The organism is Streptomyces noursei ATCC 11455 (assembly GCF_001704275.1).
Taxonomy (GTDB): Bacteria; Actinomycetota; Actinomycetes; order Streptomycetales; family Streptomycetaceae; genus Streptomyces; species Streptomyces noursei.
In genome coordinates this window covers 5,346,640-5,361,980 of record NZ_CP011533.1, presented here as the reverse complement: position 1 = coordinate 5,361,980, position 15,341 = coordinate 5,346,640, and the positions used below count along the sequence as shown (strand labels likewise).

The window sequence follows — 15,341 nt, the reverse complement described above, 5'->3', positions numbered from 1 at the left end:
GCGTCCTTTCTCGGGTGCGGGGCGCGCGCGGGACGGGCGGGTGGCGCGCGGGGCGGGTCGGGTTCAGCCGGCTGTGGTTCCCGCCGCCTGCCGGAAGCGGGTGGTCCGGTGCACCGGGTCGGTGTCGATCTTCGGGATGACGTGCTCGCCGATGAGCTTGATGGTGTTGACGGTGTCCTCGTAGGACACCCCGATCGGCAGTCCGAAGGAGAGCTGGTCGGCGCCGGCCTGTTCCCAGCGCTTGCACTGCCGCAGCACCTCGTCGGGGTCGCCGCAGATCATCAGCTCCTCGGCGATCAGCAGCTCGATGATCTCCTCGGTGTACTCCGGGAGCAGTTCGGGCCACTGCGGGATGCCGTCGGGGCGCGGGAAGGTGTCGTGGTAGCGGAAGAGCAGCGACTGGAGGTAGTTCAGTCCGCCGCCGACCGCGATCCGGACGGCCTTCTGGTGCGTCTCGGCGCAGATGGCGGTGGAGGTCACCATGACGTTGTCGTTGACGAAGTCGCCGACCGGTTCGGCGTCCTTGACCGCGTTCTTGTAGGAGTCGACGACCCACTCCATGTCGGCGACCTTCTGGACGCTGAAGCCGAGGACGCCCAGCCCCTTCTTGCCGGCCATGGCGTACGAGGACGGCGACCCGGCCGCGTACCACATCGCCGGGTGCGACCTCCCGTACGGCTTGGGCAGGACCTTGCGGGGCGGCAGCTGCCAGTGCTTGCCCCGGAACCCCTGGTACTCGTCCTGGAGCCACATCTTGGGGAATTCCGCGATGGTCTCTTCCCAGATCTCCTTGGTGTGGTTCATGTCGGTGATGCCCGGCAGGAACCCCAGGATCTCGTGGCTGCCGGCGCCCCGGCCGGAGCCGAACTCGAACCGCCCGGCGGAGAGGTGGTCGAGCATGGCGACCTTCTCGGCGACCTTCACCGGGTGGTTGACCGGGGCGAGCGGGTTGAAGATGCCCGAGCCGAGGTGGATCCGTTCGGTCGCGTGCGCGAGGTAGCCGAGGTAGACGTCGTTGGCGGAGAGGTGGGAGTACTCCTCCAGGAAGTGGTGCTCGGAGGCCCAGGCGTATTTGAAGCCGGACTTGTCCGCCTGGATGACGTACTGGGTCTCCTCCATGAGTGCGTGGTGCTCGGCCTCCGGGTCGGCCTGCGCACGCGCGGCGGGCACGTAGCCCTGCACAAAGAGCCCGAATTCCAAGGGGGTTCACCGTCCCTTATCCGCTGCTGCGGCTGTTTCTGACGTACCGTCAGATTGACTGTCCCGACTGTTCCAGCGGCACCAGGGCCCGTCAATACCCGCAACCGGCAAACCTGACGCATCATCAGTTACGGCGCCGACGGGCACCGTCCGGCGCTCCGGCACGCTCAGAACGGGCTCACCCCCGCCAGCCACCCCCCGTCGATCACGAACGGCTGCCCCGTGATGTACGACGAGTCCTCCCCCGACAGGAACAGCGCCAGCCGGGCCACCTCCTCCGGCCGTCCGATCCGCCCCAGCGGCACCAGCTTCCGGTACAGCTCGTCCACCGCCCGCGCGGCCTCCCGCGGGTCCGCCGACGGATCCAGCGCGGCCGGATTGGTCATCGGCGTGTCCACCGCCCCCGGGCACACCGCGTTCACCCGTATCCCCTGGGCCGCCAGCTCCAGCGCCGCCACCCGGGTCAGCCCCACCACCGCGTGCTTGGTGGCGGCGTACGCCCCGACGAACGCCATCCCGGTCAGCCCCGCGTACGAGGCGGTGTTGACGATCGTCCCGCCGCCGGCGGCCGCGATCCGGGGCGCCACCGCCCGGATCCCCAGGAAACACCCGGTCTGGTTGACCGACAGCACCTGCTGGAACTCCTCCAGCGGGGTGTCCACCAGCGCGTTGAACCGCAGGATCCCCGCGTTGTTCACCAGCCCGTCGATCTTCCCGAACGCCTCCTCGGCGGCCTCGACGAGCGCCGCCCAGTCCCCCTCCTCCGCCACGTCGAGCGGCACGAACCGGGCCCGCTCCGCGCCCAGTTCCGCGGCCAGCACCTTCCCCTGTTCCTCCAGCACGTCCCCGAGCACCACCCGCGCCCCCTCCGCCGCGAAGAGCCGCGCCTCCTGCTCCCCCTGCCCGCGCGCCGCCCCGGTGATGACGATGACCCTGCCGTCGAGCTTGCCCATGCCTGCGCTCCCGTGGTGTCGGTACGAAGGGCGGCCCCCGCGCGCACACCCGCGCGCCCGGCCGCCCGACCGGTCAGCCGCCCAGCCGTTCAGGCGCCCACTCGCCCAGCCGCTCAGTCGTTCAGCAACGGTCCGACCTCGGCCCCGAAGGCCGCGATCTGCGCGACCAGTTCCGCGCGGCTGCGGCTGCGGAACCGCACCTGGATCTGCCGCACCCCCATCGCCGCGTACTCGCGCAGCGACCCGGCGATCCGCTCCGGCGTCCCGGCCAGCGTCCGCCGCCCCACGTCCCACCCGGGCTCGCCCACATACACCGGCTCCGCGATCGCCCCGATCTCGATCGGCTCGACCACCCCGGCCTCCGCCCGGAGCCTGTGCAGCGTCGCGATCTGCCGCGGCAGCCGGTCCCGCCGGTCCCCCTGCGGCAGCCAGCCGTCCCCCCGCACCGCGGCCCGCCGTACCGCCGCCGGGGACGAGCCCCCCACCCACACCGGCGGGCGCGGCGTCTGCACCGGCCGCGGCGCCTGCCCCAGCCCCTCGAACGCGAAGTGCTCCCCTTTGAACTCCAGGAACTCCTCCTCCCCCAACGCCGCCTTCAACGCGTCGATCGTCTCGTCCAGCACCGCCCCCCGGCGCGCGAAGTCCACCCCGACCGCCTCGAACTCCTCCCGCACGTGCCCGGCGCCGACCCCGAGGATCAGCCGCCCCCCGGACAGGTGGTCCAGCGTCGCGTACTGCTTGGCGCCGAGCAGCGGATGCCGCAGACCGACCACCGCCACATGGCTCAGCAGCCGCACCCGTTCCGTGGCGGCGGCCAGGTAGGAGAGGGTGGCCACCGGGTCGTACCACGCGGTCCCCATCGCCCCGGCCAGCCGCCGCGGGATCGCCACGTGCTCACAGCAGGCGACGTACGCGAACCCGGCCCGGTCCGCCGACCGCGCCACCGCCACCAGGTCCTCCGGCCCGGCCGACGCCTCCCACCCCTCCGCGAAGAGCGTGCTCCGCGCCTGCACCGGAAGCTGCATCCCGTACGCCAACCGCCCCTGCGGCAGCACCTGCACCATGACCGCACCCCACTCATCTGACGGATCGTCATCTATGGATCGGTGCGGTCATGGTGAGGGCTGACGCCCCATCACACAAGGGCCGGCAGCGCCCACCGGGCGCCACGCGGCCCGGGACGCGGGGCGCCGCGCCGCCGGGGGCACGAGGCGCCACACCACCGGGGACACGGGGCGCCACACCGCCGGGGATCAGCGCGTCGGCGCCGACGGCCCCCAGAGCCCCTCCCCCGTCAGCCCCAGCAGCTCGATCGCGTTGCCGCGGACGATGCGCTCGACGACGCCGGGGGCGAGGTGGGACATCTGGACCTCGGCGACCTGCCGCGACCTGGGCCAGGTGGAGTCCGAGTGCGGGTAGTCGGTCTCGTAGAGGACGTTGCCCACGCCGATGGCGTCGAGGTTCTTCAGCCCGAAGGCGTCATCGAAGAAGCAGCCGTGGACATGGTCGGCGAAGAGCTCGGACGGCGGACGGAGCACCTTGTCGGCGACACCGCCCCAGGCGCGGTTCTCCTCCCAGACGACGTCCGCGCGCTCCAGGATGTAGGGGATCCAACCGATCTGCCCCTCGGCGTACATGATCTTCAGGTGCGGGAAGCGGTCGAACTTGCCGCTCATCAGCCAGTCGGTCATCGAGAAGCAGCAGTTGGCGAAGGTGATCGTGGAGCCGACGGCGGGCGGCGCGTCGGCCGAGGTGGACGGCATCCTCGAGGACGAGCCGATGTGCATGGCGATGACCGTGCCGGTCTCGTCGCAGGCCCGCAGGAAGGGGTCCCAGTAGTCGGTGTGGATGCTGGGCAGCCCCAGGTGGGGCGGGATCTCGCTGAAGCAGACGGCGCGGACGCCGCGGGCCGCGTTGCGGCGCACCTCCTCGGCGGCCAGTTCCGCGTCCCACAGGGGCACGAGGGTCAGCGGGATCAGCCGGCCGCCGGCCCGCGGGCCGCACCACTCCTCGACCATCCAGTCGTTGTAGGCGCGCACCCCGAGCAGCCCCAGTTCGCGGTCCTTGGCCTCGGTGAAGGTCTGACCGCAGAAGCGGGGGAAGGTGGGGAAGCAGAGGGCGGACTGGACGTGGTTGACGTCCATGTCGGCCAGGCGTTCGGGGACGCTGTAGGAGCCGGGGCGCATCTGCTCGTAGGTGATGCCCTCCAGCCTGATCTCGTCGCGGGAGTAGCCGACGGCGGTGTCGAGACGGGTCAGCGGGCGCCGCAGGTCCTCGTAGACCCACCAGTCGGCTATCGGGCCGTCGTCACCGGGGGCGCCCATGGTGGGGGCGAACTTGCCGCCGACGAAGGTCATTTCCTTCAGCGGGGCGCGGACGATGCGGGGCCCGGTGTCGTGGTACTTCGACGGGAGGCGGTCCCGCCAGACGGTGGGGGGCTCCACGGTGTGGTCGTCGACCGAGATGATCCGGGGGAACGCTCCCGCGGGCCCCTTGGACTCCTCGGGTTCCTCGTCCTGCCTGGGTTCCGTAAGCCGCTTGGTCTCCATGGGCGTTACGGTAGCGCCGATCTGACGGTCCGTCAGTAATGCGGACGGGAGGTGACGGGCCGACTGGACGTGGGGGAGGGGGAGGAGGGGCGGGGAACGGACCGGCCTGCCGTCCGGGCGAGGGAAGGACGGTGAAGACGAGGGCGAAGAGGGCGACGAAAAGGACGGTGGAGGAGAGAAGAGGAGCGGTAGGAGAGGTGGGAGAGACGGCGGGAGAAGGAGAGGACGGGAGGGAAAGAGGAGAACCGCCGGTCCCCCGGTGCGTGCAGGCAGGCGGGTCGGACGGCCGGTACCGGTCCACCGGCAGAAACAAACCAGCCAGCCGGAGATGTTGCCCGAAGAGCCGGGCAGAGGGGCCACGGTGTGTGGCCGGCGCACGGGAAGGGCGGCGGACGAGCGGACCGGCAGAGCGCGGGAACGGGTGGCGAGCGGGCCGGAACACCGCGTGGAGCAGGGCGAATATGCCGGCCGGCCCCCGGACACGGTCGACGGGAAGGAACGGAGGGCTCCCCTCCACGGGGCCCGCAGGGCGCCGCAACACCCCCGCCGCACCGCACGGGGAGGCTTTGTGCACGCTCCGGACCCCTACTGACGTAGAGGGCCGCGACAAGGCAGACTGACCGTTGCGCACAGCGCAAACGCACGGACGACCATGACAGCGCGGACGGACGGGACACGGCAGGGGGACACCATGGACGACGGTCCGGGACAGGTGCGGGAGCGGCTCCGCTTCACCGTGCTCGGTCCCGTGCGGGCCTGGCGCGGCGAGACGCCGCTGGCGGCGGGTTCCCCGCAGCAGCGCGCCCTGCTCGCGGCGCTGCTGCTGCGCGGCGGTCGGACCGCCACCGCGCCCGAGCTCGTCGACGCCCTGTGGGGCGACGAACCGCCGCACGCCGCGTTGGCCGCACTGCGGACATACGCCTCCCGGCTCCGCAAGGCGCTCGGCGCCGACGCGGAGGCCCTGGTCAGCGAGTCCGGCGGGTACGCCCTCCGGCCCGTGGACGGCCACCCGCTGGACCTCGACCACGACGCCGCGGAGCAGTTCGCCGCCGAGGCCGAGAAGGCGAAGGCCGCCGGCGACCGCGGCCGGGCCCGCGAACTCCTCGACGCCGCCCTGCACCTGTGGGACGGCGAGCCGCTGGCCGGGATCCCCGGCCCGTACGCCGAGAACCAGCGGGCCCGCCTCCAGGAGTGGCAACTGTCGTTGACCGAGGCCCACCTCGACCTGGAGACCGGCTGCCACGCCGAGGCGGTCTCCGAGCTCACCGCGCTGACCGCCGCGCACCCGCTGCGCGAGCGGCTGCGGGAGCTGCTGATGCTGGCCCTCTACCGCAGCGGCCGACAGGCCGAGGCGCTCGCCGTGTACGCGGACACCCGCCGGCTGCTCGCCGACGAGCTGGGCGTGGACCCCTGCGCCTCGCTCTCCGAACTCCACCAGCGGATCCTGCGGGCCGACGCCGAACTGGACGCCCCGGCCACCGCCGACCCCGGCTCGCCTGAGGCCACCTTCGTCCGGCCCCGTCAGCTTCCCGCCACGGTCGCCGACTTCACCGGCCGGGCGGCCTTCGTCACCGAGCTCAGCGACCAGCTGGCCACGGCCGAGGGCAGCGTGATGGCGGTCTCCGCGGTGGCCGGCATCGGCGGGGTCGGCAAGACCACCCTGGCGGTGCACGTCGCGCACACCGCCCGGGAGCACTTCCCGGACGGCCAGCTCTACGTCGACCTCCAGGGCGCGGGACACAACCCGGCCGAGCCGGAAGCGGTGCTCGGCGCCTTCCTGCGCGCCCTGGGCACCGCGGACTCGGCCATCCCGGACGGGTTGGAGGAGCGGGCGGCCCTGTACCGCTCCGCGCTCGCCGGACGGCGCGTCCTGGCCCTGCTGGACAACGCCCGGGACGCCGCCCAGGTCCGCCCCCTGCTGCCCGGTACGGCGGGGTGCGCCGCCTTGATCACCAGCCGGTCGCGGATGATCGACCTGGCCTCGGCGCACCTGGTCGACCTCGATGTGATGAGCCCCGAGGAGGCCCTGACCCTCTTCACCCGCATCGTCGGCGAGGAGCGCGTCACCTCCGAGCGGCAGGCCGCCATGGCGGTCGTCGGCGCCTGCGGGTTCCTGCCGCTGGCCATCCGGATCGCCGCGTCCCGGCTGGCCGCCCGCCGCACCTGGACGGTCTCCACCCTCGCCAGCAAGCTCGCCGACGAGCGCCGCCGGCTGGACGAGCTGCGCGCCGGCGACCTGGCCGTGAAGGCCACCTTCGAACTGGGCTACAAGCAGCTGGAGCCGGCGCAGGCCCGCGCCTTCCGGCTGCTGGGCCTGGCCGACGGCCCGGACATCTCGCTGACCGCCGCGGCGGCGCTCCTCGACCTGGACCCCGTCTCCACCGAGGACCTGGTCGAGTCCCTCGTCGACGCCTCCCTCCTGGAGTCGGCGGCGCCCGGCCGCTACCGCTTCCACGACCTGGTCCGGCTCTACGCACGTGCCTGCGCCGAGCGGGACGAGCACCCCCCGACGGAGCACGAGGCGGCACTGTCAAGGCTGTTGGATTTCTACCTCGTGACGGCCTCGCGGATGTACGAGCTGGAACGCCCGGGCGACCGCCTCATCGCGCACATGGAGCGCGTCACCCATCCAGGACTGGAATTCCCGGACCGCGCCTCGGCATTGGAGTGGCTGTTCAGCGAGGCGGGATGCATCTTGGCCTGCGCACAGCAATCGACGGGCCCCCGTGCCGTGCGGCGTGCGGTGGACCTGCTGCTGCTGACCCGGGACCTCGCCGAATCGGGTGCCGACGCGCTGCAGTACGAGCAGACCAACATCGCCCTCCTCGCAGCCGCCCGCGACGCCGGTGACCAGCGCGCCGAGGCACGCATCCACACGGCACTCACCAACGTCCACACCCTGGCCGGCCGCTTCGACGAGGCCGAGGAACACGCCAAGTCGGCGATGCTCCTGGGGGTGGCCTCGGAGGACCCGTTCTCCTCTTCCTACGCGCCGAACGACCGGGGCATCATCGCGACCACCAAGCATCGTTACGACGACGCCGAGGCATACCTCACGCAGGCGCTCTCCGCCTTCCGTGACGACGGCAACAAGCAGTCCGAAGCGAGCGCGCTGTGCAACCTCTCCCGCCTCCACATGGACACCGGACGGCTGGACAGCGCGATCCGGCTCGCCCAGACCGGTATCGCGATCTACCGTGAGCTCGGGGCACAACGGCGGCTGGCGAACGGCATGTACGCGCTGGGGCTCGCGTTCGCCCGCGCCAAGCGCATGGACGAGGCGACCACGCAACTCACCGATGCCCTGACGATATTCCAGGAGAGCAGGCAGCGGTTCTGGGTGGGGATGACGCACTTCCGACTTGCGGAGATCTCCCTCGCCGACCACCGCCCCGCCCAGGCCGCCGCCAGCGCGGAGCAGGCCCTCACCGCGCTGCGCGGCCTGGGCGGCGGGTGGTGGCGAGCCAACGTCCTGCTGTTGCTCGGCCGCACGCTCCACGAACTGGGACACCTCAGGCGGGCGCGGGCCTGCTGGGAGGAAGCCCTCGCCATCTACGAAAGACTAGGTGTTTCGGAGACCGCCGAAGTGCAGGATCTCCTGCGGCACGCGCCGGTGGCCTGAGCACCGCCGGAGACATTGCAAAGGGCGTTTATCGATCGTTCATCGCGGCGGGCCACTCTTCTATACATCGAACCGCCGCCTCGGGGGGCAAGCGGCTCGGTGACGCGGCCCCACCGTAAGGTGTTCGGCCCAGGCATGCCCGTCCGGCAACCAACGGGGGAGTTGCCGGCCGGGCGTGGCCTCCAAGCGCCCATACACAGGAGTTGATCGACGTGGCCACCGAGAACAAGGCTCCGGAAGCAAACGAACGAGACATCGTCAAACCGATGGACAACCACACGCCCATCGCCGCTCCCGGCCTCGGCAAGAAGAAGGCACCCAGGAAGCCCGGCGAGATGCTGCCCGCGGACAACCACACGCCCATCATCAATCCGAGGTAACGCCGAAGCGGACCTATGTCACCGGGGGACCGCAGGGGCCGTTTCGATGGCTGGAGGGGAGCCATCGATGACGGCCCCTGCGGCATTTCCAGATTTCCCGCCGATCCAGCCAGACTATGACAAATACTCGCCGTTCGGTCGAACATTCGACTCAATGAACACTAGCGTCACTTGATGCGCCAGCACCCCGCATCAAGTCAAAGGAGTAGACGTGACCCGCGCCAAGACATTCCTCACCGGCCTCGCCCTCGCGGCGGCCATCGCCGCCGGCGCCTCCGCCCCCGCCATAGCCGACGACCGCCAACCGACCCAGTCCGACTTCGCACCCCTCGATCACCACCTGCCCCTGGCACCGGCGGACCACCACCAGCCCTGATCCCGCGTGGCACCCACACCCTGCAACGCGACGGCAGTGCGGGCCATGCGCAGATACGGCCCGCACTGCCGCTTCATGTGAGCAGCGGACATCGCATACCTGACGCTACGTCAGTTCTGCTGCTACAGTCACGCCGCACCCCGCCCATCCACCCCAGGAGGCGCGCCGTGTTCGAAGACGCTCGTATACACACGTTGTGGGAACTGGTCGAGTACCGGGCGCGGGCCTCCGGGGGCGCGCCGATGTTCTACGACGGGGACGGCGGGCGGGCCGTGACCTTCGGCGAGGTGCGGGACGCGGCGCTGCGCGCGGCGGCCGGATTCCGGGAGTTGGGGATCGGGGCCGGGACGCGGGTGATGTGGCAGCTGCCGACGCGCATCGACACGGTGATCGCGTCGCTGGCGCTGGCCCGGCTCGGGGCCGTGCAGACCCCGGTGATCCCGCTGCACCGGGCCCGGGAGGTCGGGTTCGTGCTGGCGGAGTCGGCGGCGGAGTTCGTCCTCGTGCCCGGGGTGTGGCGGGGGTTCGACTTCACGGCGATGGTGCGCGACGCGGTCGGGGAGCGCACCGACGTGCGGGTGGTCCCGTTGGCGGACGGGCTGCCGGACGGGGATCCGGGCGGGTTGCCGACCGCCCCGGAAGGGGACGACGAGCGCACGCGCTGGGTCTACTACACGTCCGGGACGACCTCCGCACCCAAGGGCGTCGAGCACACCGACGCCTCGCTCATCGCGGGCGGGGTGGGGCTGGCCACCGCGCTGGGCATGTCGGCCGACGACATCGGCTCGATCGCCTTCCCGTACGCGCACGTCGCCGGGCCGGACTACGTCATCGCCATGCTGGTCAGCGGGTTTCCGGCGGTCGTGCTGGAGGCGTTCGACGCGGACCGGGCGGCCGAGGTCTACCGCCGCCACGGGGTGACCATGGCGGGCGGCAGCACCGCCTTCTACCAGGCGTTCCACGACGCATCGCGGCGCCGCCGGGCGGCCGCGCCGGACGCCGGCCCCCTGATCCCCTCGCTGCGGCTGCTGTCCGGCGGCGGCGCGCCGCTGCCGCCCGAGCTGTACCGGGCGGCCGGGCGGGAGTTGGGCTGCGCGATCGTGCACGGCTACGGCATGACCGAGTCTCCGATGATCGCGATGGGGACGCCGTACGACACGGACGAGCAGCTGGCGCACACGGTCGGCAGGCCGGTGGCGGGCGCGCGGGTGCGGATCGTCCGGGCGGACGGGAGCGCGGTGGCGACCGGTGGGACCGGCGAGGTGACGGTCTCGGGGCCGATGGTGTTCCGGCGGTACACCGATCCGGCGCTGACGGCCGAGGCGTTCACCGCGGACGGCTGGTTCCGGACCGGCGATCTGGGGCACCTGCGCGCCGACGGGCATCTGGTGCTGACCGGGCGGCTGAAGGACATCATCATCAGGAAGGGCGAGAACATCTCCGCCCAGGAGATCGAGGACCTGGTGCACACCCATCCGGCGGTTGCGGAGGCGGCGGTGATCGGGCTGCCGGACCGGGAGCGGGGGGAGCGGGTCTGCGCGGTGGTCGCGCTCGCCGGGTCGGCGGACGGGGCGGAGGCCCCCCGGCTCACCCTGGCCGACCTCACCGCGCATCTGCGGGCCGCCGGGCTGATGACGCAGAAGCTGCCGGAGCAGCTGGAGATCGTCGAGGTGCTGCCGCGCGGCGGCCCCCTGAACAAGGTGCGCAAGACGGCGCTGCGGGAGCGCTACGGACGCGCGCCGGGCGCACCGACGGGTTCCGGGGCGCCCGGGAGTCCTCACTGAGCAGACCGGCCACGGTGGCCGGTCCGGTGGGGGAACGGGTGCTGCGCGGCCGGGACCTGGCGCGCGCCACCGGCCAGGCGTACGCGCCCCTTGACCCTCACACCCGTGTCAGGGCTTAGGAACGGGGGTGTCCGACCGAGTCACCCGTTTCGGGAGCGGAGGCCCCCATGAGCGACGCCGTCACCACGCAGCACCCCACCGCCCACCCCGCCGTCCCCGGCACGGCCGCCGGGCGGCCGGACCGGATGCGGCTGCACGTCGTCCTGCCGTCCGAAGCGGGCACGATGCCCGCCCAGGAGCTGGTGCGGCTGGCCCGGGAGGCCGAGGAACTGGGGTACGCGGGGGTCTGGCTGCCGGACCACCTGCTGCCGCCGGGCCCGTACGGGCGTCCGCCGGAGGGCTACGGCGGGGTGTACGAGGCGTTGACCACGCTCGCCTACCTGGCCGCCGCGACCGAACGGATCACGCTGGGGACGTCGGTGCTGATCGCGCCGCTGCGCGAACCGCTGCTGCTGGCCCGGCAGTCGGCGACGCTGGCGCGGCTGAGCGGCGGCCGGTTCGTGCTGGGCGTCGGCGTGGGCTGGCATCCGTACGAGTTCGCGGCGGCCGGCGTCGGCTTCGGCGACCGGGGTGCGCGGACGGACCGGACGCTGCGGCTGGTGCGGCATCTGCACACGGGAGCGGGCGGGCCCTACGAGGACGGGCAGGTGGCCTTCGACGGCCGGGCGGTGTTCGAACCGGTGCCGCGGGAGCCGGTGCCGTTCCTGATCGGCGGGAACTCGGACGCGGCGCTGCGGCGCGCCGCGGAGTTCGGCGGCCACTGGCAGGGGGTGGGGCTCACCCCCGGGCAGTTCGCGCCGCGGGCGGCGGAGTTGGCCCGGCGGGCCGCGGAGCGGGGGACCCGGGTGACGGCCGGCACCCGGATCGGCTGGGACGGCCCGGACCGCACGGTGGCGGACGTGGCCGCCGAGGTCGCGGAGTGGGAGGCGGCGGGCGCGGCGGACCTCGGGGTGTGGTTCGGGTCGGCGGACGGCGGGTTCGCGGACCGGATGCGGGCGCTGGCGGAGCGGACCGGGGTCGCCGGCGGCCACGTCGCACGGTGAGGCGCCGCGCACGGTGAGGCGCCGCGCCGGTGGCGATCCCGTCGCGCCGGGACGGCGGTCGGCCGTTGCGGGCGGGTGCGTCGTCGGACGCCCGGCCGCGGAACGGCCCTCCGGACGGGGGCGTCAGCCGATGGGGTTGACGAAGGTGGCCGGGTGGGTGGCGCTGCGCTGGTCGACGAGCGTGCCCCAGGGCCACTCGATCTTCAGCGCCTTGGTCTCGTTGGGCGGGGTGACCTCCACCCAGGCGGGCTGGTAGAAGCCCTCGTTCTCCTTGGTCAGGGCGATGTTGAGCGTGAAGTCGGTGCTGTCCCCGGGCGCCAGGGTGATCGAGCCGAACTTGGCCGACGAGCGGACCAGCGACCACCGCTCGCCACCGTTGACGGAGGTGAGGTCCACGCCCGGGAAGCCGCCGATCTCGCAGGCGTGGCTGCCCTTGTTGACCAGGTTGATGCTGGTGGTCGTCAGTGCGCCCCGTCCCGCTCGGCGCACGGACTGCCGTGCCGCAGCTGCCCCTTGACCACCTTGCCGCTCGCGTTGCGCGGCAGTCCCGCGACGAACTCCACCTCCCGGGGCACCTTGTAGTTCGCCATCTCGCGGCGGGACCAGGCGATCAGGTCGTCGGCGGTGACCCGGGAGCCGGGGCGGCGGACCGCGTACGCCTTGCCGACCTCGCCGAGGCGGCGGTCGGGGATGCCGATGACCGCGACCTCGGTGATGTCCGGGTGGCGCACGAGGAGTTGCTCTATCTCGGCGGGATAGGCGTTGAAGCCGCCGACGATGTACATGTCCTTGATGCGGTCGGTGATGCGGAGGTTGCCGGCCCGGTCGAGGACGCCGACGTCACCGGTGCGCAGCCAGCCGTCGGGGGTGATCGCGCGGGCGGTGGCGGCCGGGTCCTCGAAGTAGCCGGACATCACGTGGTAGCCGCGGACCAGGACCTCACCGGGCTCGCCGGGCGGCTGCGGGCGGCCGGCGGGGTCCACGACCCGGACCTCGGTGTCCGGCAGGGCGCGGCCGGAGGTCGCCGCGATCACCTCGGGCGGGTCGCCGCGGCGGCACATGGTGACCACGCCGGTGCTCTCCGACAGGCCGTAGGCCGTCAGGACGGTGGCCACCTTCAGCTCGCCGCGCAGCCGCTCCACCAGCTCCAGCGGGACGACCGCGGCGCCGGTGACGACCAGGCGCAGCGCCGAGAGGTCGTGCGCGGCGCGGTCGGGGTGGTCCAGGAGCTGCTGGTGCAGGGTGGGCGGGCCGGGCAGGACGGAGATCGCCTCGGCGGCGATGTTGGCGAGCGCGGTCTCCACGCTGAAGACCGGCTGCGGGACCATCGTGGCGCCGCGCAGCAGGCAGGCGACGACGCCGGCCTTGTAGCCGAAGGTGTGGAAGAAGGGGTTGACGATGAGGTAGCGGTCGCCCTCCTCCAGGCCGGCCAGTGCGCTCCAGACGGCGTAGGCCCGCAGGGTCTGGCCGTGGGTGATCACGGCGCCCTTGGGGTGGCCGGTGGTGCCGGAGGTGAAGATGAGGTCCGAGGGGTCGTCGGGGCCGAGGGCGTCGGTCCGGGCGCGGACCGTGGCGGGCGGCACCGCCGCGCCGCCGGCGAGGAAGGCGCGCCAGGTGGTGAAGTCGGCGGGGGCGTCGTCGGCGAGCACCACGACCTGTTCCAGGTGCGGCAGTCCGGGCAGCGGGCCGCGGCCGTCGCCCCGCTCGGCGGCGCGGCGCAGCGAGGCGACGTAGGACGTGCCGAGGAAGGTGCCGGTGACGAAGAGGATCTTGGTGCGGGTGCGGCGCAGGATGCCGGCCGCCTCGGCGCCCTTGAAGCGGGTGTTGACCGGGACGAGAATCGCGCCGGAGGTCACCGCGCCGAGGGCGGAGACGATCCAGTCGAGGGTGTTGGGCGCCCAGACCGCGACCCGGTCGCCAGGGGCGACCCCGGCGGCGATGCAGGCCGCGGCGGCCCGCTCCACCCGTGCGCCCAGCTCGGCGTAGGACACCCGGGTGCGGCCCTCGACGACGGCCTCCCGGGGGCCGTACCGTGCGGCGGCCGCACGCACCAGGTGGCCCAGTGAGCCGTACGCCAAGTCCGCCCGCGCATCGAGCCGTTCGCCCATCGCACTGCCTCCCGCTCCTGGCAAATACCCCGCTCCGCACTAGCTGACTGTCCGTCAGATTAGCGGTACCCTCCTCCGCTGTCAGCAGTGACGACCGACCACGGAGGTGGCGATGGGGGCGACCCTCAAGGACGCTACGGCGATCGTCGGCATCGGACAGACCTCCTTTGCCAAACGCCTTCCGGAATCCGAGAAGCGCTTGGCGTGCCGGGCGATCGTCGCGGCCCTGGACGACGCCGGCATCGCCCCCTCCGAGGTGGACGCCTTCGCCTCGTACACGATGGAGGAGACCGACGAGGTCGAGATCGCCAAGTCCATCGGCGCCGGGGACGTCACGCACTTCTCCAAGGTCGGCTACGGCGGCGGCGGTTCCTGCGCGACGGTGGCACACCTGGCCGCCGCGATCGCCACCGGGCAGGCGAGCGTCGGCGTCGCCTGGCGGTCCCGCAAGCGCGGCTCCGGACCACGGCCGTGGACCAACACCCGCGTCCAACTGCCCACCCCGGCACAGTGGACCCGGCCCTTCGGCCTGCTCCGCCCCGCCGACGAGATCGGCATGCTGGCCCGGCGCTACATGCACGAGTACGGCGCCACCCGCGACCACTTCTTCAACGTCGCCCTCGCCTGCCGCAACCGCGCCAACCAGAACCCGGCCGCGATGATGTACGACCGCCCGCTGACCCGCGAGATGTACATGACCGCCCGCTGGATCAGCGAACCGCTCTGCCTCTTCGACAACTGCCTGGAGACCGACGGCGCACTGGCCTGCGTCGTGGTCGCAGCCGGGCGCGCCCGCGACTGCCGCCGGCGCCCCGTCTACGTCCACGCCGCCGCGCAGGGCCTGCCCGCCCAGCACCACGGCATGGTCAACTACTGGAACGACGACCCGCTCACCGGCCCGGCCTGGACCGCCGCCCGCCACCTCTGGAAGGGCGCCGACCTGGGCCCGCAGGACATCGACGTGGCGCAGATCTACGACGCCTTCACCCCGCTGATACCGCTCTCCCTGGAGGGCTACGGCTTCTGCGGACGCGGCGAGGGCGCGGCCTTCACCGAGGGCGGCGCCCTGGAGATCGGCGGCCGACTGCCCCTCAACACCGGTGGCGGCGGCCTCTCCGAGGCGTATGTGCACGGCTTCAACCTCATCACCGAAGGCGTCCGGCAGCTGCGCGGCACCAGCACCGCACAGGTCCCGGACGCCGCCACCTGCCTCGTCACCGCGGGCGAGGGCGTGCCCACCTCCGCACTGCTGCTGAGGAGTTGATA

The 15,341-nt window shown here is 72.7% G+C and carries 12 protein-coding genes; 6 read left to right on the top strand and 6 right to left on the bottom strand.

Annotated features, from left to right (window positions below):
* Positions 1–63: 63 nt before the first annotated feature.
* From SNOUR_RS22810 to SNOUR_RS22795, 4 genes are all read right to left on the bottom strand, one after another.
* On the bottom strand, positions 64–1,200 hold the full coding sequence (locus SNOUR_RS22810; RefSeq protein ID WP_067350157.1) for an LLM class flavin-dependent oxidoreductase: 1,137 nt from the start codon (positions 1,198–1,200) through the stop codon (positions 64–66).
* Positions 1,201–1,367: 167 nt separating this feature from the next.
* The gene (locus tag SNOUR_RS22805) at positions 1,368–2,153 is read right to left on the bottom strand and encodes an SDR family NAD(P)-dependent oxidoreductase (RefSeq protein WP_067350155.1); all 786 of its coding nucleotides are present in this window, start codon (positions 2,151–2,153) and stop codon (positions 1,368–1,370) included.
* A gap of 113 nt (positions 2,154–2,266) precedes the next feature.
* On the bottom strand, positions 2,267–3,217 hold the full coding sequence (locus tag SNOUR_RS22800) for a TIGR03619 family F420-dependent LLM class oxidoreductase (RefSeq protein ID WP_067350152.1): 951 nt from the start codon (positions 3,215–3,217) through the stop codon (positions 2,267–2,269).
* Positions 3,218–3,406: 189 nt separating this feature from the next.
* Positions 3,407–4,702, bottom strand: coding sequence for an amidohydrolase family protein (locus tag SNOUR_RS22795; protein WP_312633307.1), 1,296 nt, complete (start codon positions 4,700–4,702; stop codon positions 3,407–3,409).
* Positions 4,703–5,393: 691 nt separating this feature from the next.
* On the opposite strand from SNOUR_RS22795, the gene afsR reads away from it, so the two are divergent.
* The 5 genes from afsR to SNOUR_RS22780 all read left to right on the top strand — a co-directional run bounded on the left by afsR (position 5,394) and on the right by SNOUR_RS22780 (position 11,967).
* A complete protein-coding gene (gene afsR, locus SNOUR_RS22790; protein WP_067350149.1) occupies positions 5,394–8,324 on the top strand; it encodes an SARP-family global regulator AfsR in 2,931 nt (976 codons plus the stop codon).
* Positions 8,325–8,536: 212 nt separating this feature from the next.
* Positions 8,537–8,704: a hypothetical protein gene (locus SNOUR_RS47220; RefSeq protein ID WP_167739064.1), complete on the top strand. Its 168-nt coding sequence runs from the start codon at positions 8,537–8,539 to the stop codon at positions 8,702–8,704.
* A 211-nt stretch (positions 8,705–8,915) separates the two neighbouring features.
* Complete coding sequence (locus SNOUR_RS46275; RefSeq protein WP_159425895.1) at positions 8,916–9,080, top strand: hypothetical protein; 165 nt, start codon at positions 8,916–8,918, stop codon at positions 9,078–9,080.
* Between the two features lie 167 nt (positions 9,081–9,247).
* A complete protein-coding gene (locus SNOUR_RS22785; protein ID WP_067350146.1) occupies positions 9,248–10,864 on the top strand; it encodes a class I adenylate-forming enzyme family protein in 1,617 nt (538 codons plus the stop codon).
* Between the two features lie 167 nt (positions 10,865–11,031).
* Complete coding sequence (locus SNOUR_RS22780; RefSeq protein ID WP_079142829.1) at positions 11,032–11,967, top strand: TIGR03619 family F420-dependent LLM class oxidoreductase; 936 nt, start codon at positions 11,032–11,034, stop codon at positions 11,965–11,967.
* A gap of 123 nt (positions 11,968–12,090) precedes the next feature.
* Here SNOUR_RS22780 and SNOUR_RS22775 read toward each other — a convergent pair whose 3' ends face one another.
* On the bottom strand, positions 12,091–12,456 hold the full coding sequence (locus SNOUR_RS22775) for a DUF4232 domain-containing protein (RefSeq protein ID WP_312633305.1): 366 nt from the start codon (positions 12,454–12,456) through the stop codon (positions 12,091–12,093).
* Positions 12,429–14,075: a FadD3 family acyl-CoA ligase gene (locus SNOUR_RS22770; protein WP_067350142.1), complete on the bottom strand. Its 1,647-nt coding sequence runs from the start codon at positions 14,073–14,075 to the stop codon at positions 12,429–12,431. The genes SNOUR_RS22775 and SNOUR_RS22770 overlap by 28 nt, the downstream gene beginning before the upstream one ends.
* A gap of 112 nt (positions 14,076–14,187) precedes the next feature.
* On the opposite strand from SNOUR_RS22770, the gene SNOUR_RS22765 reads away from it, so the two are divergent.
* Entirely contained in the window at positions 14,188–15,339 is a 1,152-nt protein-coding gene (locus SNOUR_RS22765; protein ID WP_067350140.1) for a lipid-transfer protein, read from the top strand.
* The last annotated feature ends 2 nt before the right edge of the window (positions 15,340–15,341 follow it).

Coding starts and splice junctions, on each gene's coding strand:
- SNOUR_RS22795 (WP_312633307.1), bottom strand. CDS start 4,702: ATGGAGACCAAGCGGCTTACGGAACCCAGGCAGGACGAGGAACCCGAG.
- afsR (WP_067350149.1), top strand. CDS start 5,394: ATGGACGACGGTCCGGGACAGGTGCGGGAGCGGCTCCGCTTCACCGTG.
- SNOUR_RS22800 (WP_067350152.1), bottom strand. CDS start 3,217: ATGGTGCAGGTGCTGCCGCAGGGGCGGTTGGCGTACGGGATGCAGCTT.
- SNOUR_RS22765 (WP_067350140.1), top strand. CDS start 14,188: ATGGGGGCGACCCTCAAGGACGCTACGGCGATCGTCGGCATCGGACAG.
- SNOUR_RS22805 (WP_067350155.1), bottom strand. CDS start 2,153: ATGGGCAAGCTCGACGGCAGGGTCATCGTCATCACCGGGGCGGCGCGC.
- SNOUR_RS22770 (WP_067350142.1), bottom strand. CDS start 14,075: ATGGGCGAACGGCTCGATGCGCGGGCGGACTTGGCGTACGGCTCACTG.
- SNOUR_RS22780 (WP_079142829.1), top strand. CDS start 11,032: ATGAGCGACGCCGTCACCACGCAGCACCCCACCGCCCACCCCGCCGTC.